Genomic DNA, 23,257 nt, shown 5'->3' on the forward strand with positions numbered 1-23,257 from the left:
CCGCGGGGGCAGGCCTCGGTGCAGTTGAAGGTCGTGCGGCAGCGCCAGACGCCCTCTTTGTCGTTGAGGATGTCGAGGCGCACGCCGCCGGCGTCATCGCGCGAGTCGAAGATGAAGCGGTGCGCGTTGACGACCGCCGCTGGACCAAAGTACTGCCCGTCGGTCCAGAACACCGGGCACGACGAGGTGCACGCCGCGCACAGGATGCACTTGGTGGTGTCGTCGAAGATCGCGAAGAGCGCCTGATAGCTCACTCCTGCCGCGAGGAGGAACCCGTTGCGGAGCAGGAAGTGCCGCCACACGCGGACGGGGAACAGGCCGAGCGTCTTTTGGGTGATCTCGGTGGCCCGGCTGATCGGCGCATCGAACCGCTGCCGGAGCCCAGACTGCGTCGAGTCCCACCGCCTGCGGAGGTTCTCCTCCTCCTCGCGCGCCCGCGTGGCCGCGTCGCGTCTGGCCGGCGCGTCACGAGGATCGGGCGAGGCGGTCACGGTGTCAGAGTAGCGGGGACGGATGCCGCGGCATCCGTCCCCGAAACAGGCCTCGGTGCAGTTGAAGGTCGTGCGGCAGCGCCAGACGCCCTCTTTGTCGTTGAGGATGTCGAGGCGCACGCCGCCGGCGTCATCGCGCGAGTCGAAGATGAAGCGGTGCGCGTTGACGACCGCCGCTGGACCAAAGTACTGCCCGTCGGTCCAGAACACCGGGCACGACGAGGTGCACGCCGCGCACAGGATGCACTTGGTGGTGTCGTCGAAGATCGCGCGGTCCGCGATCGTCTGGATGCGCTCCTTGCCGGGCGTCGGCGTCGCATTCGAGATCAGGAACGGCTGCACTTCGCGGTACGACGCGAAGAACGGCTCCATGTCGACGATGAGGTCCTTCTCGAGCGGCAGGCCCTTGATCGCCTCGACGTAGATCGGCTGCGAGATGTCGAGATCCTTGATCAGCGTCTTGCAGGCGAGGCGGTTGCGGCCGTTGATGCGCATCGCGTCGGAGCCGCAGATCCCGTGTGCGCAGGAGCGGCGGAACGACAGCGAGCCGTCGACCTCCCACTTGATCTTGTGCAGCGCATCGAGCACCCGGTCCGTCGAGTACAGCTCGACGTCGTAGTCCACCCAGCGCGGCTCTTCGTCCACCTCGGGATCGAACCGGCGGATGATGAACGTCACCAGGAAGGATTGGATGCCGGTGTCCACGGCGGTCTCCGGGGCCTCCCGGTTGACGGGGGTCGCGGCATCCGTCGTGACGACAGTCGACATCAGTACTTCCTCTCCATCGGCTGGTACCGGGTGATGACGACCGGTTTCCAGTCGAGCCGGATGTGGTCATCGGCGGTCGACGAGTGCGCGTCGCCGCTGAGGTACGCCATCGTGTGCTTCATGTAGTTCTCGTCGTCGCGCTTCGGGTAGTCGTCGCGCATGTGGCCGCCGCGGCTCTCCTTGCGGTTGCGCGCGGTGTAGACGACCACCTCGGCGAGGTCGAGCAGGAACCCGAGCTCGACGGCCTCGAGCAGGTCGGTGTTGTACCGCTTGCCCTTGTCGTCKACGTGCACGTTGAGGTAGCGCGAGCGCAGGTCTTCGATCACGGCGAGCACCTCGGTGAGGGACTCCTCGGTGCGGAACACCTGGGCCTTGCGGTCCATCTCGTCCTGCAGCGTCTTGCGCAGCACGGCGATCCGCTCGGTGCCGTTGTTGTTGCGCAGCCCCTCGATCAGCTCGCGCACCTCGCGGGCGGGGTCCTCGGGCAGTGCGACGAAGTCCGCGGTCTTGACGTACTCGACCGCGTTGCGGCCGGCGCGCTTGCCGAAGACGTTGATGTCGAGGAGCGAGTTGGTGCCGAGGCGGTTCGAGCCGTGCACCGAGACGCAGGCGCATTCGCCGGCGGCGTAGAGGCCCGGCACGATCGTCTTGTTGCTCGAGAGCACCTGGGCGTCGTTGTTGGTCGGGATGCCGCCCATCGCGTAGTGCGCCGTCGGCATGACCGGCACCGGCTCGACGACCGGGTCGACACCGAGGTAGGTGCGCGCGAACTCGGTGATGTCGGGGAGCTTGGTCTCGAGGACCTCGGCTCCGAGGTGCGTGCAGTCCAGCAGCACGTAGTCGCGGTGGGGGCCGGCGCCGCGGCCCTCCGCGACCTCCTGCACCATGCACCGGCTCACGATGTCGCGGGGGGCGAGGTCCTTGATGGTGGGTGCGTAGCGCTCCATGAAGCGCTCGCCGCTCACGTTGCGCAGGATCGCGCCTTCACCGCGCGCGCCTTCGGTGAGCAGGATGCCGAGTCCGGCGAGACCCGTCGGGTGGAACTGGAAGAACTCCATGTCCTCGAGCGGCAGACCCTTGCGCCAGATGACGCCGACGCCGTCGCCGGTGAGGGTGTGTGCGTTGGAGGTGGTCTTGAAGATCTTGCCGAAGCCGCCGGTCGCGAAGATGATCGCCTTCGACTGGAAGACGTGCAGATCGCCGGTCGCCAGTTCGTACGCGACGACGCCGGCCACCTGGGTCGAGCCGTCTTCGGCCTTCACCGTGATGAGGTCGAGCACGTAGAACTCGTTGAAGAAGTTGATGCCGAGCTTGACGCAGTTCTGGAACAGCGTCTGCAGGATCATGTGGCCGGTGCGGTCAGCGGCGTAGCAGGCGCGACGGACGGGCGTCTTGCCGTGGTCGGCGGTGTGACCGCCGAAGCGCCGCTGATCGATCTTCCCCTCGGGCGTGCGGTTGAACGGCAGCCCCATGTTCTCGAGGTCGATGACGGCGTCGATCGCCTCCTTGGCGAGGATCTCCGCGGCATCCTGATCGACGAGATAGTCACCGCCCTTGACGGTGTCGAAGGTGTGCCACTCCCAGGAGTCCTCTTCGACGTTCGCGAGCGCCGCCGCCATGCCACCCTGCGCCGCGCCGGTGTGCGAGCGGGTCGGGTAGAGCTTGGTGATCACCGCGGTCCGGGCGCCGGGCCCGGCCTCGATGGCTGCCCGCATCCCGGCGCCGCCGGCGCCGACGATGACGACATCGAACTGGTGGTAGTGGACGCCGTCCTTGACGTAGCTCTCGGCGTTCTGGGTGGTGTTCGTGCTCACGTGAAGGATGCTCTTGTCTCTCGTTGCCTACGGTCGTGTGGCCTCAGGCACACATTTCCTGGAGGAAGTCGACGCTGTCGCCGGTCAGGCCCAGGCACGGGTCGAAGGTGAAGACGACCAGGGTGCCGAGCAGGATCAGGAATGCCGCGGCCAGCCACAGCGCCCAGACCAGCACGCGGCGGGTGCCGGCGTGGCCGATGTAGTCGTTGACGATCGTGCGCATGCCGTTCGCGCCGTGGATCAGCGCGAGCCACAGCATCAGGACGTCCCACCACTGCCAGAAGGGGGTGGCGAACTTGCCGGCGACGAACGCGAAGTCGATGCCGTGGATGCCCTGACCGAGCATGAGGTTGACGAACAGGTGGCCGAAGATCAGCACGACGAGGATGACCCCCGAGACGCGCATGTAGATCCAGCCCCACTTCTCGAGGTTCGGGCCGGAGCGGCGCTTCGCGGGCAGCGGGCTGCGCGGGTCGGCGATCGGGGTGGCGGGGGCGGTGGTCATCAGTGACCTCCCGTCATCTGCGAGAAGACGTTGATCAGGTGGCGCGGCGTGAAGCCGGCCATCGTCACCACCCAGACGGCGAGGACGCCCCACCAGAGCTGCCGCTGGAAGCGGGCGCCCTTCGACCAGAAGTCGACGAGGATGATCCGCAGGCCGTTGAACGCGTGGTACGCGATCGCACCGACGAGGGCTACCTCGCCCAGGCCCATGATCGGGTTCTTGTAGGTGCCGATGACGGCGTTGTACGCCTCGGGCGACACCCTGATCAGTGCCGTGTCGAGCACGTGCACGAGGAGGAAGAAGAAGATCGCGACGCCGGTGATGCGGTGAAGCACCCACGACCACATGCCTTCTCGACCTCGGTAGAGGGTTCCTCGCGGGGTCCGCGAAGTGGTCTCGGCTATCGACGGTGTGACGCGGGCTGGTGCAGACACGGGCCGTCCTCCCTGGCTCGAACACGGTGCGGGGGCGGGCTCTGCCCCGAGGGGAATGCGTCCCCGTGCGTCACATGGCGCGAGTTCATCCTATTCCCCGTCGGGAGCCGGGCGTCGACGCGAGCGGCACCGAACTATCTCGACGTCAAGATATTCCAGCGATACCCGCTCGACATCCCGGCGATTCACCCCGGTAATCGTCGCGGACTACTGTGAGCGCATGGCCGAGCCGATTTCAGACTTCTATGCCGTCATCCCCGCTGGAGGCATCGGCAGCAGGCTGTGGCCGCTGTCGCGTGCCGACGCGCCCAAGTTCCTCCACGACCTCACCGGGTCAGGGCAAACCCTGCTGCGTGACACCTGGGACCGGCTCGCACCGCTGGCCGGCCCGGACCGGGTCGCGGTGGTGACCGGCCGCGCGCACCGCGCGGCCGTCGAGCGGGAGCTGCCGGGCATCCCGGACAAGAACGTGTTCCTCGAGTCCGAGCCCCGTGACTCGGCTGCGGCGATCGGTCTCGCTGCGGCGGTTCTGGTGCGGCGCGAGCCTGATGTGATCATCGGGTCCTTCGCAGCCGACCACGTCATCCGTGGAACCCAGGTCTTCGACTGGGCAGTCAACCAGGCGATCGCCGTCGCGCGCGAGGGCTATATCTGCACGATCGGCATCCCCCCTACCGAGCCGTCCGTCGGCTTCGGCTACATCCAGAAGGGCGGCGAACTGGTCGTCGCCGGAGCCCCCGAGGCCGCGCTGGTGGACCGTTTCGTGGAGAAGCCCGACCTCGAGACGGCCAAGGGGTACTTCGCCGATCGCTCCTACCTGTGGAACGCCGGCATGTTCATCACCCGCGCCGACGTCCTTCTCGGCGAGATCGCCGAGAACCAGCCCCATCTCTATGCCGGGCTCATGGATCTGGCCGAGGCCTGGGACGACCGCGACAGGCGCGGTCCGGTCGTGGACCGGGTGTGGCCCTCGATCACGAAGATCGCGATCGACTACGCCGTCGCCGAACCCGCCGCGGAGAAGGGGCGCCTGGCCGTCATCCCCGGCCACTTCGACTGGGACGACGTCGGAGACTTCGCGAGTCTCGCGAAGCTCAATTCGCACGGCCGCAAAGAGAATCTGGCGATCCTCGGCGAGAACGCGCGGATCCTCGCCGACGCGTCCAGCGGCATCGTGGTCAGCCAGACGCAGCGCATCATCAGTGTCATCGGCGTGAAGGACATCGTGATCGTCGACACGGATGACGCGCTCCTGGTCACCACGAGCGAGCACGCGCAGCGGGTCAAGGGCGTGGTCGACGCGCTCAAGCTGACCGGTCGCGGCGACGTGCTCTGAGGCGGATCGAGGCGCCGGTGACCCATCCCAGGCGAGCGTCCTCTGCGCAGATGGCGAGCTATTGCGACTGTTCTGTTGCGTCTTTGTAACCATTGGCCGCATCGTGGCCTATCGGAATGCAACATCCTCGTCACAGTAGGTAACTTCGAACTGCACTCGCGAGGTACGCGGGTCTACTTCCGTGGAGGTTGAGTTGACCATTTCCACCCCTAAGCGCGTGCTGGGCGGCCTTGTGGCCGCAAGCATGTTGATCGCGCTCGCAGGCTGTGCGTCCGCACCCGAAGCGACTGAGCCCACCGAGGAAGCGACGTCCAACGTCGTCGAGGGCTTCAAGCCCTGCATGGTCTCCGACGCCGGCGGCTTCGACGACAAGTCGTTCAACCAGCTGGGCTACGAAGGCCTGGAGAGCGCCGCCAAAGAACTCGGCGTCGAATTCCTCGCCGTCGAGTCGAGCTCCGAGACCGACTTCGCTCCGAACATCACGAGCCTGATCGACCAGAACTGCACGCTCATCGTGACTGTCGGCTTCGCGCTCGCGTCCGCCGCTCTCGAGGCGGCGACCGCCAACCCCGACATCGACTTCGTCTCGATCGATGACCCGATCGACAACGACTTCGATGGCACGCCGGACGCGCCGAACATCAAGCCGATCCTCTTCGACACCGCCCAGGCGGCATTCCTCGCCGGCTATGCATCGGCGTCGTACTCGACGGCCAAGAAGGTCGGCACCTTCGGCGGGATGAACTTCCCGACCGTCTCGATCTTCATGGACGGCTTCGCCCAGGGCGTCGACTACTGGAACTCCGAGAAGGGCGACACCGTCGCCGTCCTCGGCTGGGATCGTGCGGCGAAGGACGGCGTGTTCACGGGCGGCTTCGACGCCAACCAGGACGCCATCAACGCGGCGCAGGGCCTCGTCGACCAGGGCGTGGACGTGCTGCTGCCCGTCGGCGGTCCGATCTACCAGAGCGCCGCTTCGGTCATCCGCAGCTCAGGCCGTGAGATCGCCCTCATCGGCGTCGACGCGGACGTGTACGAGACCGACCCGAGCGTCGCCGAACTGCTCCTCACGTCGATCCGCAAGCTGATCGACGTCGGCGTCAGCGACGCCGTCCTGAAGGCAGGCGTCGGTGAGTTCGACCCCACCCCGTTCCTCGGCACGCTCGAGAACGAGGCCGTGGGCCTCGCCCCGTTCCACGACTTCGAGAGCAAGGTCTCGGCTGACCTCCAGGGCGAGCTCGACACCATCACGGCAGGCATCATCGACGGGTCGATCCCCGTCGAGTCGTACCTCGCGGGCTGAGTCCGCTCACCAGTGGGGAGGTCGGCTTGCCGGCCTCCCCACTTCTGTCTCCGCGTACGCCGCACGAGCGGGCGCGGGTTCTCGTGCGACACACACCCGGCTCACTAGGATCGGCAACATGAAGCTCGAACTGCGCGGAATCACCAAAAGGTTCGGCAGCCTCACCGCCAATGAGAACATCGATCTCGTCGTCGAACCGGGGGAGATCCACTGCCTGCTCGGTGAGAACGGGGCGGGCAAGTCCACCCTGATGAACGTGGTCTACGGGCTCTACACCGCGGACGAGGGCGTGATCCTCCTCGACGACCACGTCCAGAACTTCCGCGGCCCCGGCGACGCGATGCGCGCGGGCATCGGCATGGTCCATCAGCACTTCATGCTGATCCCCGTGTTCACCGTCGCGGAGAACGTCATGCTCGGCCACGAGTCGACGAAGGCCGGGGGACTGCTCGATCTGAAGGTCGCCCGCGAACGCGTCCGTGAGATCTCCGCACGGTTCGGCTTCCACGTCGACCCCGATGCGCTGGTCGAAGATCTGCCGGTCGGCGTGCAGCAGCGGGTCGAGATCATCAAGGCGCTGTCGCGCGACGCGAAGGTGCTCGTCTTCGATGAGCCCACCGCGGTGCTCACGCCGCAGGAGACCGATGAGCTCATGGAGATCATGCGGCAGCTCAAGGCCGATGGCGCCTCCATCGTCTTCATCACCCACAAGCTCCGCGAAGTGCGGGAGGTCGCCGACAAGATCACCGTCATCCGGCTCGGCAAGGTCGTGGGCGAAGCTTCCCCGCAGGCCTCGAACGCCGAGCTCGCCTCGATGATGGTCGGTCGCGCGGTCGAACTGACCGTCCACAAGGACCCGCCACAGCGCAATGACCGCGCCCTCGTCGTCGAGAACCTCAGCGTCATCGACCCGATCGGCCAGCTCGTCGTGAACGACGTGAGCTTCGAGGTGCGGGGAGGGGAGATCCTCGCCGTCGCAGGAGTGCAGGGCAACGGCCAGACCGAGCTCACCGAAGCTCTGCTCGGCCTCCAGCCCCAGGTGCGCGGATCCGCCCTGCTCAATGACCAGGAGATCGTCGGGCGGAGCGTTCGTCACATCCTCGAACAGGGCGTCGGCTTCGTGCCCGAGGACCGCACCGAGGATGGCCTCGTGGGCGCGTTCACGATCGCCGAGAACCTCATGCTCGATCGCTCGAGCGGCGAGCCCTTCGTGAAGGCGTGGAACGTGCAGCGACGCACCCTCGAGGCGTTTGCGAAGGAGAAGTTCGCCGAGTACGACGTGCGCGGCCCCGGTATCCAGGCCCCCGTCGGCACACTCTCCGGCGGCAACCAGCAGAAGGTCGTGCTCGCACGAGAACTCAGCCGGAACCTCTCCCTCCTCGTCGCCGCTCAGCCGACGCGCGGCGTGGATGTCGGCTCTATCGAGTTCATCCACAAGCGGATCGTCGAGACCCGGGACGCCGGTGTTCCCGTGATCGTCGTCTCCACGGAGCTCGACGAGGTCGCGGCGCTCGCCGATCGGATCATGGTGATGTATCGCGGCCGCATCGTGGGCATCGTGCCAGGCGATACGCCGCGCGATGTGCTCGGACTGATGATGGCAGGCGAGTCACCCGCCGGAGAGGGAGTCGCGGCATGAGCGCCACCCAGGAGGCCGCCGCACCGGCACCGCCGTCGAAATGGCACGCCACCTTCGTCAAGATCACCCAGGGGAACGCCCTCATCTCCGTGCTGGCGGTGGTGCTCGCGCTCGCGATCGGCGGCATCCTCATCGCCGTCACCGATGAGGAGGTGCAGGCGGCTGCGAAGTACTTCTTCGCGCGGCCGATGGACACCATCGCCGCGGCCTGGGACGCCGTCTTCGGCGCGTACAGCGCGCTCTTCCAGGGTGCGATCTACAACTTCGGCGCCCCGACCTTCGCCMGGGCGATCAAGCCGCTCACCGAGACCCTCACGTTCGCGACGCCGCTGATCGCCGCCGGTCTCGGCGTCGCGCTGGCTTTCCGCATCGGCATGTTCAACATCGGCGGCCGGGGGCAGATGCTCATCGCCTGCGCCGCCGCGGGCTACGTCGGGTTCGCGTTCGATCTCCCCTTCCCGCTGCACATGATCCTCGCTGTGCTGGCCGGCCTCCTCGGCGGCGCGCTCTGGGGCGGCATCGCCGGGTTCCTCAAGGCGCGCACCGGGGCGCACGAAGTCATCGTGACGATCATGCTCAACTACGTCGCCTTCTACCTGATCTCGTGGATGCTGCGCACCCCCGGTCTGCTGCAGGCTCCGGGGTCGAACAACCCCAAGACCCCCCCGATGAAGGAGACGGCGGTCTTCCCCGAGCTGCTCGGGCCGCAGTTCAACCTGCACTTCGGATTCATCCTCGTCATCGCCGCCACGTTACTGGTCGCCTGGATCCTGAATCGCTCGAGCCTCGGCTTCAAGTTCCGCGCCGTCGGTGAGAATCCGAACGCAGCCCGGGTGGCCGGCATCAACGTCAAGAACATGTACATCTACGGGATGCTGATCTCCGGCGCGCTGCTCGGCTTGGCCGGCGTCAACCAGATCCTCGGGACGGTGACCACGGGGTTCAGCGCTGACATCGATGCGGGCATCGGCTTCGACGGCATCACCGTGGCGCTGCTCGGGCGCTCGACCGCCTGGGGAACCTTCGCGGCCGGCATCCTGTTCGGCGGCTTCAAAGCCGGTGGCTTCGCGATGCAGGCGGCGGAGCAGATCCCGATCGAGATCATCGCGGTCGTGCAGTCGCTCATCGTCCTGTTCATCGCTGCGCCGCCGCTGATCCGCACGATCTTCTTCCTGCCATCGCCGGAGCGCGATCGCCGCCGGGCCGAGAAGGCACGCGAGAAGGCGCTCAAGGCCGAAGTCGCAGCACAAGCAGACCTCGAGGGGGTGGCCAAGTGACCTCCGTGGCGGTCTCCACCGCAGACGACCTGCCCGAGACGACGATCGTCCGCAGCTGGAAGGCGCCGGTCGCCATGGCGATCTTCGCCGTGCTCTACGTGATCCTGCTCCTCGCGGCGCCGCGCTCCGGCAGCACGACCTTCCGGCTCTCGACCGACTCCGATGCGATCCAGCTCCCCGATCTGGTCGTGCCCGTCATGCCGACGGCGTGGGTGTGCTGCGGCATCCTGATCCTCCTCGCCCTGGCATCGGCGTACTTCGTGCGTGCGGGCGGGAAGTCGCCGCTGTGGATCGTCATCGTCTATCTCGTGGTGTTCGTGGTCGGCTTCCTGACGTGGGCCGCCGCAGGGGCAACGATCCCGGTGCCGAGCCTGCTCGCCGGATCGCTCGCGCTGGCGGTGCCGCTCATCTACGGCGCACTGTGCGGCGTGATCGGCGAGCGCGCCGGCGTGGTGAACATCGCGATCGAAGGTCAGCTGCTCGCGGGCGCATTCACCGCTGCGGTCGTCGCGACGATCACCGGCCAGCCGTTCCTCGGGCTACTCGCGGCGATGGTCGCCGGCATGCTCGTCGCGGCAGTGCTGTCGGCGTTCGCGCTCAAGTACCTCGTCGACCAGGTGATCGTCGGAGTGGTCCTCAACGTCCTCGTCACGGGGCTCACGAGCTTCCTGTACTCGCAGGTGCTCGCCCCCAATGCCGCGACGCTGAACACACCCCCGCGCTTCGAGCGGGTCCCCATCCCGATCCTGAGTGAGATTCCGATCGTCGGGCCGGTCCTGTTCCGGCAGACGATCATCGTCTACATCATGTACATCGCCGTCGCGGCGGTGTACATCGGCATGTTCCACACCCGGTGGGGCCTGCGGCTTCGCTCCGTCGGCGAGCACCCGCAGGCGGCGGACACGGTCGGCATCAACGTGAACGCCACCCGGTTCTGGAACGTCCTGCTCGCGGGCGCGATCGCCGGCCTGGGCGGCACCGTGTTCACGATCGGCAACGGCATCGCGTTCAACAAGGAGATGACGGCCGGAGCGGGCTTCATCGCCCTCGCCGCGGTGATCTTCGGGCAGTGGGATCCGATCAAGGCGACCCTCGCTGCGCTGCTGTTCGGCTTCGCCTCGAACCTGCAGAACACCCTGAGCGTCATCGGCTCGCCGGTGCCCAGCGAGTTCATGCTGATGCTCCCGTACCTCGTGACGATCTTCGTCGTGGCGGGGGTGGTCGGAAAGTCGCGGGCTCCGGCCGCAGATGGCAAGCCGTATATCAAGGGATGACTTCGTGACCGACATCGACTGGGACGAACTGAGAGCGGTCGCGACCGAGGCGATGCAGCGGGCGTACGCGCCGTACTCGCGCTACCGGGTGGGTGCGGCGGCGCTGGTGTCGGACGGACGGATCGTCCGTGGCTGCAATGTGGAGAACGCCTCGTACGGCGTCACCCTCTGCGCCGAGTGCGGGCTCGTCTCCGACCTGCACATGTCCGGCGGGGGGCGGCTGGTCGCCTTCGTCTGCGTGAACAACGACGGCGAGACGATCATGCCGTGCGGACGCTGCCGGCAGCTCCTGTACGAGCACGCACTGCCCGGAATGCTCCTGGAGACCGTGTCCGGCATCCGCACCATCGATGAGGTGCTGCCGGACGCCTTCGGACCGCGCGATCTCGAAGAGGGCTCCCGATGACCCTTCGACAGGCTCAGGGACCGGATGCTGTGGAGGCCTTCGACGCCGTCGATGTGATCCGGGCCAAGCGCGACGGGGGAGCGGTTCCCGAGGCGGAGCTGCGCTGGATGGTGGATGCCTACACCCGGGGCTACGTCGCCGATGCGCAGATGGCCGCCTTCGCCATGGCGGTGCTCCTGAACGGCATGGGGCGCGATGAGATCCGCGTGATGACCGACGCCATGATCGCCTCGGGCGAGCGGATGAGCTTCGCCGGCCTCGGCAAGCCGACCGTCGACAAGCACTCCACCGGCGGGGTCGGCGACAAGATCACTCTCCCGCTGGCGCCGCTCGTCGCGGCCTTCGGGGTCGCCGTGCCGCAGCTCTCCGGCCGCGGTCTCGGGCACACCGGCGGAACGCTCGACAAGCTGGAGTCCATCCCGGGCTGGCGCGCAGCCATCTCCAACGACGAGATGTTCGCGCAGCTGCGCGATGTCGGCGCGGTCGTGTGTGCGGCCGGCTCGGGCCTCGCCCCTGCCGACAAAAAGCTCTACGCCCTGCGCGACGTCACCGGAACCGTCGAGGCGATTCCCCTCATCGCATCCAGCATCATGTCGAAGAAGATCGCCGAGGGCACCGACTCGCTCGTGCTGGACGTCAAGTTCGGCTCCGGCGCGTTCATGCGCGACGTGGATCGAGCCCGCGAGCTCGCCCGCACGATGGTCGCGCTCGGCACCGATTCGGGCGTCGCGACGACGGCTCTGCTCACCGACATGAACACCCCGCTGGGGCTCGCGATCGGCAATGCCAACGAGGTGCGCGAGTCCGTCGAGGTGCTGGCAGGTGGCGGGCCGGCCGACATCGTCGAGCTCACGGTGGCCCTCGCGCGCGAGATGCTCACGCTTGCCGGGCAGCCCGACGCGGACGTCGAGGCGGCGCTGCGCGACGGCCGTGCGATGGACGTCTGGCGGGCGATGATCCGCGCGCAGGACGGGGATCCGGATGCCGCGCTCCCGACGCCGCGCGAGACCCACACCGTCACGGCCGACGTCGCGGGTGTCGTGACCAGGATGGACGCGCTGCCGTTCGGCGTCGCCGCCTGGCGGCTCGGCGCCGGCCGGGCACGGGCGCAGGATCCGGTGATCCACGAAGCGGGCATCGATCTGCACGTGAAGCCGGGGGACGCCGTCACTGCGGGTCAGCCGCTGTTCACTTTGCTCGGGCATGATGGAACCAGGTTCGAACGCGCCCTGGACGCCCTGGCGGATGCCTGGGCGATCGGTGCCGAAGCTCCGGCATCCGCCCCGCTTGTGCTCGAGCGCATCTCCGCCTGATCACCACCCCCGCCACTGAGGAGTCCGACATGCCCATCGACCAGCACGGCGATGCCGTTATCGAGGGAGTCTCGATCCGGAGCCTGCCGAAGGTGTCACTGCACGACCACCTCGACGGGGGTGTGCGCCCGGCGACCATCATCGAGCTCGGCGGCGAGATCGGCCTCGATGTGCCCGACACCGACGCTGAGGGCCTCGCGGGCTGGTTCGCGGAGAAGAGCGACTCCGGGTCGCTCGTGGAATACCTCAAGACCTTCGATCTGACGACCGCGGTCATGCAGACCGCCGATGGTCTCCGCCGGGTCGCGCGGGAGTTCGTCGAGGACCTCGCGATCGATGGCGTGGTCTATGGCGAGGTGCGCTGGGCCCCCGAGCAGCACCTGACTCGCGGCCTGTCCCTCGAGGAAGCCGTCGAGGCTGTGCAGGCCGGCATCGACGAGGGCGAGGATGCCGCGGACCGCGCGGGTCGCGACATCCGTGTCGGCCAGCTCATCACAGCGATGCGACACACCGACCGATCCCTCGAGATCGCCCGCCTCGCGGTCGAGTACCGCAATCGCGGCGCTGTCGGGTTCGACATCGCGGGTCCGGAAGACGGGTTCCCGCCGTCGAACCATCGTGCCGCGTTCGACTATCTCGCCTCGGAGTTCTTCCCGGTCACGGTGCACGCCGGCGAGGCAGCCGGGCTGGAGTCGATCCGCTCCGCTCTGCTGGACGGCCACGCGCTGCGTCTCGGCCACGGGGTGCGCATCGCCGAAGACCTCGAGGTCGTCCAGCGTTCCGGCGAAGAGGTGCTCGTGAAGTTCGGCGATCTGGCCCGCTGGGTGCGCGACCGCGAGATCCCGCTCGAGCTCTCACCGTCGTCGAACCTGCAGACCGGAGCGATCGAGCGCTGGGGCACCACGCTCGAAGACCACCCGTTCGATCTGCTCTACCAGCTCGGCTTCTGCGTGACGGTGAATGTCGACAACCGCACCATGAGCCGCACCTCGCTCACCCGCGAGCTCGCCCTGCTGGCCGAGACCTTCGAGTACGACCTCGATGATCTCGAGACCTTCCAGCTCAACGCCGCCGCCGGCTCGTTCCTCCCGGTCGAGGAGCGCGAGGAGCTCATCGACCTCATCAGCGAGGGCTTCGAGCGGTAGGAGCGGATGCCGCGGCTCAGCGCTGCGCGGCTGCCGGGCTCGCGACGGCTGGGCTCCGCAGCGCCTTGGCCTCCGCGCGGACGGCGCCGCGGTAGGCGTCCTTGTTGACGTAGTACGCCATGCGTTCGAGTCCGAGGTACTTGTAGCCCCCGGTGAGGTCGGGCCAGGGCTCACCGGTCACCCGAGCACGGAATGCGGCGGCGCCCTGCGGGTCACGCTCGAGCCGCGCGAGATAGGCCGCGAGCAGGTCGGCCTGCTCGTACCGGCCCTGCCAGCCGATTCCGGACGCCTCGAGCATGCCCATCACGTAGAGCCCGTTGAACGACGGGGGAAAGATGTTGAGGAAGAGCTCGGGTGCCATCCCCGACCAGTTGAGCTCGCCGCGCTCGACGAACGGGTAGTCCAGCGTGTAGCCGGTGGCCAGCAGCACCAGGTCGTACTCGCTCGCAGACCCGTCGCGGAAGTGCACGGTCGTGCCGTCGAACCGGTCGACGTCTGGCCGCACCTGAAGGTCGCCCTGGCCGAGATGGTTCAGGATCAGCGTGTTCACGATCGGGTGGGACTCGTAGATCTTGTAGTCGGGCTTCGGGAACCCGAACCGCACGGGGTCGCCGGTGAATGCCCGCAGCACCCGGGTGTCGATGAACTGCTTGATCCGTGCGGGCAGGGGCTTGCCCTGGTTGAGGGTGTCAGAGGGGCGTCCGAACAGATACCTGGGAACGAAGTAGTACCCGCGTCGCACGCTCATGTCGACGGATGCCGCGTGGTGCACGGCATCCACGGCGATGTCGCAGCCCGAGTTGCCCGCCCCGATGATGAGCACCCGCTTGCCGGTGAGCTGCGACGGGCGCTTGTACGCGCTCGTGTGCAGCAGTTCGCCAGTGAAGTCGCCCTGGAACGTGGGGATGTTCGGCTCGGCGAGTGTGCCGTTGGCGAGGATCACGCCGTCGTAGCGCGCCTCGATCGGACCATCGGGCGCGTCGGCGCGCAGCATCCATCCGCCGTCGTCGGTCTTCTCCACGCCGGTGACCCGGGTCTCGAAGCGGTAGGCGTCGGTCAGCCCGAAGCGCTCGGCGAAGTCACGGAAGTACTGCAGGAGGGTGCGGTGGCCCGGGTAGTCGACCATGGAGACCATCGGGAACTCGGTGAACTCGGTCGTCGTGCGCGACGAGATGAGGTGCGCCGATTCGTACATGGTGGAGCGGGGATTGTCGATGTCCCAGAGCCCGCCGACACCTTGCGCGGCTTCGAAGCCGTCGAAGGCGATATCGGCCTGCTGCAGCGCCCGCGCCGCGGCGAGGCCGGAGGGACCCGCACCGATGATCGCGTAGCGGTGCCGACTCACGGGAGGGATGCCGCGAGGGAGCCGACCAACTCGGTCAGCTGCGCCGTCATGTCCGCGTCGGAGATCGTCGGGGTGCCGTCGCCGGCCTGCGGACCGTAGTCGCCGAAGGAGGAGTGGCTGGCGCCCTCGATCTGGTCGAGCTCGGCGTCTTGGGGGAGGAGGTCACTGGCATCGGCGATCTTGTCCGGGGTGGAGAGGCCGTCCTCGCTGCCGCCGATGCTCAGCACCGGCAGCCCTGAGGCGGTCAGATCAGTCGAGCAGTACGAGCCGAACAGCACCAGGGCGTCGGCATCCGAGGCGAGCATGCACGAGCGGACGCCGCCGAGGGAGTGGCCGCCGATCATCCACGTGTCGATGTCGGGGGCGAGGCTGGTGAAGGCGTCGAGGGGCCGCAGGTCGAAGAACGCGAGGTTCAGCCAGGGTTTGGTGATGACGACGGTGATGCCGTCCTCGGCCACGAGGTCGGACAGCTTCGCGGCGTAGGCCCATGAGTCGACCTTGCCGCCCGGGACGAACACCAGTCCGACGTCGCCGGCACCTTCGGCGGGAGCGAGCACGATGCCGGCCGAGTCATCGGTGATGACGATGCGGTCGTCGGCCTTGACCGCGGCCAGCGGCTCGGGCTCCGCCTGAGACACACCGACCTGGCTCCAGATCACGATGCCGACGATGGCGATCAGGATGAGCCCGCCGATGACCCCGAAGATCCAGGCCAGGATGCGGCGGAGACGGCGGCGAGGGCGCTTGGTTTCGGCAGGCGTGTTCATCGTCGATCAGTCTAGGTCGACCCACCCTGAGCAACCGCCGCAGGGCGTTACAGCTCGGCCTGGCGAGCCGCGACGACCTCCTGGATCTGCGCGAAGAGCGGATGCCCCGGCTCGAGGCCGGTGACCGAGGCGGTGAAGGCGGCGGCATCCTGTTGCCGCAGCAGTGATTGCAGCTGCACCGACTGCTCGTCCTCGGCGTCGTCGAAGGCGAGCGCCGCGCCCATCGCGGCGACGAGGCCGGTCGTCCCGAGACCCCGCTCGGCCGCTTCAGCAGCGGGGCCGACGAACCGCTCGTGACGGGAGAGCTTGCGCAGCGGCTGTCGACCGACCCGCCACACCGTGTCGGGGAGGGCGGGATTGCGGAACCGGTTCACGATGGTCGCGCGGTAGGTCGCGAGATCGTCAGGGTCGAGGCCGTGCTTGACCGCGAGCAGGGCGGAGGTCTCCTCCAGCGCCGCGGCGACGCGCGCGGCGATTGCCGGGTCGGCGAGGGCATCCGAGATGCGCTCGACGCCGGCCTGCGCGCCGAAGTACGCGGTCGTGGCGTGACCGGTGTTGACGGTGAAGAGCTTGCGCTCGATGTAGGGGGCGAGGTCGTCCACGAAATGCGCACCGGGGATGGCCGGCGGGTCGTCGCCGAACGGCGGACGCTCGATCGCCCACTCGAAGAACGGCTCCACCGTCACGTCCACGCCGCCGCCTTCGGGCTGACCGGGCACGATCCGATCCACCGCGGTGTTGGCGAAGACCGCACGCGACTCCAGGGCGATCCACGCATCGCCGGCGAGGGCGACGACCTCGTCGCGGAGCAGGTCGGTGGCGTTGATTGCGTTCTCGCAGGCCATGATCTGCAGCGGTGGGGACGCCGGGTCGCGCAGGGCGAGACCCGCCACGATGTGCGGGGCGACGAACTTCAGGATCGTGGGGCCCACGGCGGTCGTGACGATGTTCGCGGTCGCGATCTCGTCGACGACGACCTCTGGGTGGGTGGCGCTGTTGACGGCGCGGAAGCCCGTGACCACCTTGTCGGTGCCGCCGGCGCCCACCTCGTGCACGGTGTACGAGTCGACCGCGTTGATCGCATCGACGAGCGGGGCCGCGACATCCGAGAACACGAGGTCGTAGCCGCCCTCATGCAGGAGGAGGCCGACGAACCCCCGCCCGATGTTGCCCGCGCCGAAGTGGACGGCCTTCATGACTCGTTGACGGCGCTCAGGATGCCGAAGAGCTCCTCGGCGGTCGAAGCGGCCTTGAGCCGGGCCACGTCGTCTTCATCCGAGAAGAGGATGGCGATCTGCGACAGGATCTCGAGATGCTCGTCACCCTTCCCCGCGATCCCGACGACGAACGTCACCGGCTCACCGTCCCAGTCCACTCCGCCGTCGTAGCGGACGAACGAGAGCGCAGAATCCAGGATCGTCGCCTTCATCTCATTCGTCCCGTGCGGGATCGCGAGTTCGGCGCCCATATAGGTCGACACGGTCAGTTCGCGCTGCTGCATCGCGTCGAAGTATTCGTTCGTGACTGCGCCGGCCGCCTCGAGGATGTCGGCGGCCTCCTTCATCGCGTCGAGCTTCGTCGAGCCACCGGGGTGGATTCGAATCTGACCGATCGTCAGAACCTCGCGTGTCATGCTTGCCGCCTTTCGCGTCCACGGGGTGCCGCGGACGTCAGTGGAACAGGGATCCAGTGGAACTTCAGCAGAAGCCACGGGACCGGGGGCGTCGCGCCGTCCCGGCCCCGCAGCCGTTTCAACGCCTACGCACCGTCCTTGTGCTGGTCGACGACGAGTTCTACGACTTCGTCGTACCGAGGCGAGTTCATGAAGTTGTCGACGGACACGTGGACCGAGTTCGGCGACTGCTGCCGAGCCCGCTCGGTGAGCTGGTTCTGCGTGATGACCAGGTCGGCCGTGCCGTCGAGGTTCGCGATGGCCTTGTTGACCACGGTGACGCCCTCGACGCCCGCCTTCTTGATCTTGTTGCGCAGCACGCTCGCACCCATCGCGGACGACCCCATGCCGGCGTCGCACGCGAACACGATGCTCTTGATCTCGCGCGCCGTCGCGGTCGCCGGCCCACCGGCACCGTCGGCCTGGGTCGCAGCTCCGCCGCGCAGGTTCGACAGGGCGTCCGAGCTCTTGCCCTTGGCCGCCTCGGTCTGCGTGATGGCCGCGCCGAAGGCGTCATCCGTGATCGCCATCGACTCGAGGTCGCGCTTCCGCGAGGCGCGGAGGATGAGTCCGGCGATGAGGAAGGTGACCGTCGCCGACAGGATCACGGAGAGGATGACCGCGAAATACGACCCGTTCGCCGTCTGCAGGAGGATCGCGAAGATGCTTCCCGGCGCAGCCGGCGCGCGCAGCGCGCCGCCCAGCAGCATGTTCGTCGTGACTCCGGTCGCACCGCCCGCGATGAGGGCGAGGATCAGGATCGGCTTCATCAGCGCGTACGGGAAGTACACCTCGTGGATGCCGCCGAAGAACTGGATGATCGCCGCACCGGGGGCGGAGGCGCGCGCCGCACCGATTCCGAAGAAGGTGAACGCCAAGAGCAGCCCCACGCCGGGGCCGGGGTTGGCCTCGAGGAGGAACAGGATCGAGGAGCCTTCTTCCGCGGCCTGCGCGAGACCGAGCGGTGTCAGCACACCGTGGTTGATGGCGTTGTTGAGGAAGAACACCTTCGCCGGCTCGATCAGGATGCTGGTCAGCGGCAGCAGGTTCATGTCGACCAGCCACTCGACCCCGCGACCGAGCGCCGCCATGATCCAGTTGACGATCAGCGCCACCGGATAGAACCCGACGATCGCCATCACGAAGCCCCAGATGCCGGCGGAGAACATGTTGACGAGCATCTCGAAGCCCGCCTTGATCTTGCCCTCCCAGAGCGAGTCGAGCCACTTCATCGTGTAGGCGGCGAGGGGGCCGAGGATCATGGCGCCGATGAACATATGCACCTGCGGCAGCTGGGCGGCGCCTTCCGCGAGCCCGTCGTTGAACTGCTTGACGATGTAGTCCGACCCCGCGATCGCGCCCATGGTCGCGATCGACCCCACGACGCCACCACGGATGTTGTAGACCATGCTGCCGCCCGTGTAGGCGATGATCAGCGGGAGCAGGTAGTGGATGAACGGCCCGACGATCGTCGCGAGGGCCTCGTTCGGAGTCCAGCCGACGTCGATGAAGAACGCCGTGAAGATGCCCMACGCGATGAGCGCGGGGATGTTCGGCATGATCATGCCGGAGAGGAACGTGCCGAAGCGCTGGACGTGAACCTGCGCCTGCTTGGCTCCTGTGGTGGGTGTCGACGCCGTTGTCATGACTGGGTCTCCTTACAATCGGGCCGCGGCCGATTGAGCCGCACTTCGGGCGGTTGCCGCGCTGTTCGCGGCGAGGGCAGCCTCGGCGATGACTCGCGCATCGTCGAGGGAGTACTGCAGAAGCGACGCACGCACGTCGGCGAGCGCCGTCGGCGCCATCGACAGGCTCTTCGCGCCGAGGCCCACCAGGACGACGGCCAGGAGCGGATCGGCTGCGGCTTCACCGCAGATCCCCACCGGCTTGCCATTCGCCTCGCCGGCGGCGCCGACCTCCCCGATGAGCCGGAGCACGGCGGGATGCCACGGATCCTGGAAGGCCGCCACCGACCCGAGCAGCCGGTCGGCGGCGAGCGTGTACTGGGTGAGGTCGTTCGTGCCGATCGAAGCGAAGTCGGCGATGCCGAGAATCCGATCGGCCAGCAGCGCGGACGACGGCACCTCCACCATGACGCCGGCGGTTTTGATGCCATAGTCCTTGGCGATGGCGACGAAGTACTCGGTCTCCTCGACCGTCGCGACCATCGGCGCCATCACCCAGAGGTCCGCCCCGCCTTCCGGGCTCTTCCGAGTCAGGGCATCCGCCTCGGCAAGCGCGGTCAGCTGCTCGCGGAGGATGTCCTCGCTCGCCTGCAGGGCACGGATGCCGCGGAGCCCGAGGGCCGGATTCTCCTCGTGCGCGTCGTTGAGGAACGCGAGCGGCTTGTCGGCGCCGGCGTCGAGCACGCGCACGACGACTTTCTTGCCGGGGAACGCCGAGAGCAGCTGCCGGTACGACTCGCGCTGCTGCTCGACGGTCGGTGCCTGTGTGGAGCTCAGGAAGAGGAACTCGGTCCGGAACAGACCAACGCCCTCAGCCCCGAGCGACACCGCGTCGGCGGCGCCTTCCGGCTTTCCGAGGTTGGCCAGCAGCGGGATCGGGGTGCCGTCGGCGAGTGCGCCGTCGGTGATGGGTGCTGCCGCGGCGTGCGCGCGCTCCTCGGCGCGGGTCTGCGCCCGCTCGAGCTCCTCGCCGGTGGGCTGCGTCGTGACGACGCCGGCCGCGGCATCCACGATCACGGTCTCGCCGTCGATCAGGCCCTTCGCGTCCACCGCCCCGACGATCGCGACGATCGACTTCTCCCTGGCGAGGATCGCGGTGTGCGAGGTGGGACCGCCGTCGGTGGTGATGAGCGCGAGAACCTTGTCGAGGTCGAGCAGCGCCGTGTCGGCGGGAGCCAGATCCTTGGCGACGAGGACGAAGGGATGCCCCGGATCGGGCACGCCAGGAGCCGGCACGCCGCGCAGCCGGGCGATCACGCGCTGGGCGACGTCGTCCAGGTCGGCAGCGCGCTCGCCGAGGTAGCCGCCCATGGCGACGAGCTGGTCGCGGAAGGAGGCGAAGGCGTCGAACACGGCGTACTCGGCAGTGCTTCCCCGCGCGATCCTGCTGTCGATCTCGGACTCGAGTGAGGGGTCCTCGGCCATCATCGCCTGCGCTTCGAGCACGTCCTGTGCCGCCCCGCCTGCCTGCGCGCCGCGCTGCTCGAGCTCGCGCGCCACGGCGCCGACCGCCTCGCGTACGCGTGCGGTCTCGTCAGCGATGCTCAGCGCGCTCGCCGCGTCATCGGGTGCCGGCAGGGGCTCGGACATCCGGGCCACCGGCCCCTGGGCGACGCCGAGACCGATCCCGACTCCTCGCAATTCAGCCATGTTCTACTCCGCGTCGTGGTCGGTGGAAAGGAGGTCTGCCAGGGTGTCGAGCGCTGCCTCGGCGCCTTCGCCGTCGGCGGAGAGCACCACGTAGTCGCCCTTCTCCGCGCCGAGCGAGATGACCCCCAGGATGCTCGCCGCGTTGACCGGGGTGCCCGAAGCCTTGGCGACGGTGATCGGGATGCCGGCATCTTTCGCAGCCTGCGCGAACAGCTTCGCTGGGCGGGCATGCAGACCATGAGCCGAGCCGATCCGCACCGTGCGGGTGAGTGGGGCCATTGTTCGATTCCTCTCGGGAACGTGCGTCGCTGCGCGGCATCCGCTGTCTGGCGTCATCGACGCGTCGCGTCGGCCGCGCCCTTGTGCTCATTCTTGTGAAAAGCCTGGAGGCGGACAAGGACCACTGTCCCGCGCGCCGCGGAACTGTTGGCGGAGGCGCGGCGCGGAGTGGAGTCACGAGGGCGTCAGCCCTGGGCGAGCCGCTCTTCGAGTCCGAGCTTGGCAGCGGGCCACTCGCCGGGGAGGATCGAGAACACCACGGTGTCGCGGATGGTCCCGTCCGGACCGAGCCGGTGATTGCGCAGCACGCCGTCCTGCTTGGCGCCGAGACGCGCGATGGCGGCGCGGGACTGCCGGTTGTGCCAGTGCGTGCGCAGCTCGACGGCGATCGCGTCGCACGTCTCGAACGCATGGGTGAGCAGCAGGAGCTTGGCTGCGGAGTTCACGGCGGTGCGCTGCGCGGTCGGCGAGATCCAGGTGTGGCCGATCTCGACATGGCGGTTGGCCTGGTCGATGTTGCAGAACGTCGTCATGCCGGCCAGGCGACCGGTGTCGAGCCGCCGGATGACCCAGGCGTTCATGTGGCCCTCGGACTGCCACGTCAGCCGGCGTTCGATCTCGTCGGGCACGCCCTCGGGGGTCGGGACGGAGGTGTACCAGGCGTGCTCGAGTCCCTGCGCTGCTTCGGCGAGTTCAGGAGCATGCTCGGCGTCGAGGGGCTCGAGCCGCACCCAGGCGTTCTCGAGGGTGAGCGGGACGGTCAGCAGCACGATCCGAGCCTAGGGCGAATCCGGGCGATGCATGGTGGCTTCGACGACCGCTGCCGCGGCGGCGGCGTCGTGGCCGGTGATCTGGGAGGCCGCCTGCGCCGCCGCGACCGCCCTTCGCCCGGCGGGGAGGCCCACCGCGGCGCCGACCACGACGAAGGTGAGCACGCCGGCTCCGACGAGGAGCCACTCGATGGGCACCTGGTCGGCGAGTGGGCCCAGGATCGCCATCCCGAGCGGCATCGCCACGGCCATGACGATGCCGACGAAGCCGAAGACCCGACCTTGGCGCTCAGGCTCGACCGTCTCCTGGAGGAGCGTCATCGACGAGGTCGAGAAGAACGGGACCATGATGCCGACGAGGAACATGAAGCCGAAGAACACCCAGATGTTCGGGGACAGCCCGAGCCCGATCGAGAGGGCGCCGAACAGGAGGGAGGACGTGATGATCAGCCCGATCCGGCTGCGCTTCGCGTAGACGGTCGCGACGAGCACGCCGCCCAGGATCATCCCGACGCTGAACATGATCTCCAGCACGGCGAGGTTGACGACGTTCTGCTGCGCGCCGGCGTCGAACGAGCGCACCGCCATGAGCGGCGTGAGGTTCGATGGCGCAACCGTGAGCAGGAAGACGATCGCGAACAGCAGAAGCAGCCAGCGGACGAAGGCGTGGTGCGCGACATAGCGCACACCGTCGGCGAGATCGGCGAAGTAGCCGGGCTGGACGTCGCCGGTGCGCCGCACGGCGGTGACCGGAATGAGCGCGATGAGCCCGATCCCGATCGCCGCGGTCACGACATCGATGAAGAAGATGGGGATGAGGGCGCCGACAGCGCTGCTGAGGGTCGCCGATGCCCAGGCGTAGATCGCTCCGGCTGCTGCGGGGGCGACGAGGGCCATCGTCGACTGGATGGATCCGTTGAGGCCGTTCACCCGGATGAGATGCCGGGTGGGCACGATCTGGGGGATGATCGCCGAGACCGCGGGCATCTGGATCCCCGCCCCCGCCGAGCGCACCGCCATCGTGAGGAAGATGAGCCACACGGCGTCGTAGCCCGACATCATCACGAGCGCGAGGGCGAGGGTCGAGACGGCGATCGCGGCATCCGCGCCGATGATCAGCAGTTTGCGGTTGTGCCGGTCGGCCCAGACTCCGCCGAAGACCGAGACGAGCGCCTGGGGGAGGAACCCGAAGATCGCGGCCAGCGCCATGATGCTGCCGGACTTGTATTCGATCGTGAGGTACCAGAAGACCGCGTACTGCACGAGCATCGACCCGAGCAGGCTGACGGTCTGCCCGCCCAGGAACAGCACAGTGTCCCGCAGCCAGCGCGGGCGATCGGATGCCTCAGCCGCGGCATTCCCTGTTTCGTCGATCATTCTGTGC

At 68.0% G+C, this 23,257-nt stretch carries 20 protein-coding genes and 2 pseudogenes; 8 read left to right on the plus strand and 14 right to left on the minus strand.

Features of this window, described 5'->3' with window-relative positions:
• The 5 genes and pseudogenes from ACXJ3V_RS14140 to sdhC all read right to left on the minus strand — a co-directional run.
• A pseudogene (locus tag ACXJ3V_RS14140) lies at positions 1-233 on the minus strand (4Fe-4S dicluster domain-containing protein); the annotation flags it as partial.
• A 303-nt stretch (positions 234-536) separates the two neighbouring features.
• Positions 537-1,259 (minus strand): annotated as a pseudogene (locus tag ACXJ3V_RS14145) (succinate dehydrogenase iron-sulfur subunit); the annotation flags it as partial.
• Positions 1,259-3,073: a succinate dehydrogenase flavoprotein subunit gene (sdhA, locus tag ACXJ3V_RS14150; protein ID WP_457100962.1), complete on the minus strand. Its 1,815-nt coding sequence runs from the start codon at positions 3,071-3,073 to the stop codon at positions 1,259-1,261. The gene sdhA and the pseudogene ACXJ3V_RS14145, both read right to left, overlap by 1 nt.
• A 43-nt stretch (positions 3,074-3,116) precedes the next feature.
• Positions 3,117-3,578: a succinate dehydrogenase hydrophobic membrane anchor subunit gene (locus ACXJ3V_RS14155; protein WP_457100963.1), complete on the minus strand. Its 462-nt coding sequence runs from the start codon at positions 3,576-3,578 to the stop codon at positions 3,117-3,119.
• Positions 3,578-4,012 (minus strand): succinate dehydrogenase, cytochrome b556 subunit, encoded by a 435-nt coding sequence (sdhC, locus tag ACXJ3V_RS14160; protein ID WP_457100964.1) that lies wholly within the window; start codon positions 4,010-4,012, stop codon positions 3,578-3,580. The genes ACXJ3V_RS14155 and sdhC overlap by 1 nt, the downstream gene beginning before the upstream one ends.
• A 220-nt stretch (positions 4,013-4,232) precedes the next feature.
• Here sdhC and ACXJ3V_RS14165 point away from each other — a divergent pair, with 220 nt between their 5' ends.
• The 8 genes from ACXJ3V_RS14165 to ACXJ3V_RS14200 all read left to right on the plus strand — a co-directional run bounded on the left by ACXJ3V_RS14165 (position 4,233) and on the right by ACXJ3V_RS14200 (position 13,705).
• Positions 4,233-5,348: a mannose-1-phosphate guanylyltransferase gene (locus ACXJ3V_RS14165; RefSeq protein ID WP_457100965.1), complete on the plus strand. Its 1,116-nt coding sequence runs from the start codon at positions 4,233-4,235 to the stop codon at positions 5,346-5,348.
• 193 nt (positions 5,349-5,541) lie between these two features.
• A complete protein-coding gene (locus ACXJ3V_RS14170; protein ID WP_457100966.1) occupies positions 5,542-6,651 on the plus strand; it encodes a BMP family lipoprotein in 1,110 nt (369 codons plus the stop codon).
• Between the two features lie 118 nt (positions 6,652-6,769).
• Entirely contained in the window at positions 6,770-8,290 is a 1,521-nt protein-coding gene (locus tag ACXJ3V_RS14175) for an ABC transporter ATP-binding protein (RefSeq protein WP_457100967.1), read from the plus strand.
• Entirely contained in the window at positions 8,287-9,567 is a 1,281-nt protein-coding gene (locus ACXJ3V_RS14180; RefSeq protein WP_457100968.1) for an ABC transporter permease, read from the plus strand. Before ACXJ3V_RS14175 ends, ACXJ3V_RS14180 begins: the two co-directional genes overlap by 4 nt.
• Positions 9,564-10,841 (plus strand): ABC transporter permease, encoded by a 1,278-nt coding sequence (locus ACXJ3V_RS14185; RefSeq protein WP_457100969.1) that lies wholly within the window; start codon positions 9,564-9,566, stop codon positions 10,839-10,841. The genes ACXJ3V_RS14180 and ACXJ3V_RS14185 overlap by 4 nt, the downstream gene beginning before the upstream one ends.
• Before the next feature lie 4 nt (positions 10,842-10,845).
• Positions 10,846-11,247, plus strand: coding sequence for a cytidine deaminase (locus ACXJ3V_RS14190; RefSeq protein ID WP_457100970.1), 402 nt, complete (start codon positions 10,846-10,848; stop codon positions 11,245-11,247).
• Positions 11,244-12,560, plus strand: a complete 1,317-nt coding sequence (locus tag ACXJ3V_RS14195; RefSeq protein WP_457100971.1) for a thymidine phosphorylase — start codon at positions 11,244-11,246, stop codon at positions 12,558-12,560. The genes ACXJ3V_RS14190 and ACXJ3V_RS14195 overlap by 4 nt, the downstream gene beginning before the upstream one ends.
• 29 nt (positions 12,561-12,589) lie before the next feature.
• Positions 12,590-13,705: an adenosine deaminase gene (locus ACXJ3V_RS14200; protein WP_457100972.1), complete on the plus strand. Its 1,116-nt coding sequence runs from the start codon at positions 12,590-12,592 to the stop codon at positions 13,703-13,705.
• Between the two features lie 16 nt (positions 13,706-13,721).
• Here the strand turns inward: ACXJ3V_RS14200 and ACXJ3V_RS14205 are convergent, their stop codons facing one another.
• The 9 genes from ACXJ3V_RS14205 to ACXJ3V_RS14245 all read right to left on the minus strand — a co-directional run bounded on the left by ACXJ3V_RS14205 (position 13,722) and on the right by ACXJ3V_RS14245 (position 23,250).
• Positions 13,722-15,050, minus strand: a complete 1,329-nt coding sequence (locus tag ACXJ3V_RS14205; protein WP_457100973.1) for a flavin-containing monooxygenase — start codon at positions 15,048-15,050, stop codon at positions 13,722-13,724.
• Positions 15,047-15,817, minus strand: a complete 771-nt coding sequence (locus ACXJ3V_RS14210) for an alpha/beta hydrolase (protein ID WP_457100974.1) — start codon at positions 15,815-15,817, stop codon at positions 15,047-15,049. Before ACXJ3V_RS14210 ends, ACXJ3V_RS14205 begins: the two co-directional genes overlap by 4 nt.
• Positions 15,818-15,864: 47 nt before the next feature.
• Positions 15,865-17,013: a mannitol-1-phosphate 5-dehydrogenase gene (locus ACXJ3V_RS14215; protein WP_457100975.1), complete on the minus strand. Its 1,149-nt coding sequence runs from the start codon at positions 17,011-17,013 to the stop codon at positions 15,865-15,867.
• Positions 17,010-17,450, minus strand: a complete 441-nt coding sequence (locus ACXJ3V_RS14220) for a PTS sugar transporter subunit IIA (protein ID WP_457100976.1) — start codon at positions 17,448-17,450, stop codon at positions 17,010-17,012. The genes ACXJ3V_RS14215 and ACXJ3V_RS14220 overlap by 4 nt, the downstream gene beginning before the upstream one ends.
• A 125-nt stretch (positions 17,451-17,575) precedes the next feature.
• Positions 17,576-19,135, minus strand: coding sequence for a PTS mannitol transporter subunit IICB (locus ACXJ3V_RS14225; RefSeq protein WP_457100977.1), 1,560 nt, complete (start codon positions 19,133-19,135; stop codon positions 17,576-17,578).
• 12 nt (positions 19,136-19,147) lie between these two features.
• The gene (ptsP, locus tag ACXJ3V_RS14230) at positions 19,148-20,824 is read right to left on the minus strand and encodes a phosphoenolpyruvate--protein phosphotransferase (protein WP_457100978.1); all 1,677 of its coding nucleotides are present in this window, start codon (positions 20,822-20,824) and stop codon (positions 19,148-19,150) included.
• A gap of 3 nt (positions 20,825-20,827) precedes the next feature.
• Positions 20,828-21,103, minus strand: coding sequence for an HPr family phosphocarrier protein (locus ACXJ3V_RS14235; RefSeq protein WP_457100979.1), 276 nt, complete (start codon positions 21,101-21,103; stop codon positions 20,828-20,830).
• Between the two features lie 185 nt (positions 21,104-21,288).
• A complete protein-coding gene (locus ACXJ3V_RS14240) occupies positions 21,289-21,873 on the minus strand; it encodes a GNAT family N-acetyltransferase (protein ID WP_457100980.1) in 585 nt (194 codons plus the stop codon).
• A 9-nt stretch (positions 21,874-21,882) separates the two neighbouring features.
• The gene (locus ACXJ3V_RS14245) at positions 21,883-23,250 is read right to left on the minus strand and encodes an MFS transporter (protein ID WP_457100981.1); all 1,368 of its coding nucleotides are present in this window, start codon (positions 23,248-23,250) and stop codon (positions 21,883-21,885) included.
• Positions 23,251-23,257: the final 7 nt, after the last annotated feature.

Source organism: Microbacterium sp. P5_E9 (assembly GCF_054049175.1).

Coding starts and splice junctions, on each gene's coding strand:
- ACXJ3V_RS14165 (WP_457100965.1), top strand. CDS start 4,233: ATGGCCGAGCCGATTTCAGACTTCTATGCCGTCATCCCCGCTGGAGGC.
- ptsP (WP_457100978.1), bottom strand. CDS start 20,824: ATGGCTGAATTGCGAGGAGTCGGGATCGGTCTCGGCGTCGCCCAGGGG.
- ACXJ3V_RS14210 (WP_457100974.1), bottom strand. CDS start 15,817: ATGAACACGCCTGCCGAAACCAAGCGCCCTCGCCGCCGTCTCCGCCGC.
- ACXJ3V_RS14195 (WP_457100971.1), top strand. CDS start 11,244: ATGACCCTTCGACAGGCTCAGGGACCGGATGCTGTGGAGGCCTTCGAC.
- ACXJ3V_RS14155 (WP_457100963.1), bottom strand. CDS start 3,578: ATGACCACCGCCCCCGCCACCCCGATCGCCGACCCGCGCAGCCCGCTG.
- ACXJ3V_RS14175 (WP_457100967.1), top strand. CDS start 6,770: ATGAAGCTCGAACTGCGCGGAATCACCAAAAGGTTCGGCAGCCTCACC.
- ACXJ3V_RS14245 (WP_457100981.1), bottom strand. CDS start 23,250: ATGATCGACGAAACAGGGAATGCCGCGGCTGAGGCATCCGATCGCCCG.
- ACXJ3V_RS14200 (WP_457100972.1), top strand. CDS start 12,590: ATGCCCATCGACCAGCACGGCGATGCCGTTATCGAGGGAGTCTCGATC.
- ACXJ3V_RS14220 (WP_457100976.1), bottom strand. CDS start 17,450: ATGACACGCGAGGTTCTGACGATCGGTCAGATTCGAATCCACCCCGGT.
- ACXJ3V_RS14215 (WP_457100975.1), bottom strand. CDS start 17,013: ATGAAGGCCGTCCACTTCGGCGCGGGCAACATCGGGCGGGGGTTCGTC.
- ACXJ3V_RS14235 (WP_457100979.1), bottom strand. CDS start 21,103: ATGGCCCCACTCACCCGCACGGTGCGGATCGGCTCGGCTCATGGTCTG.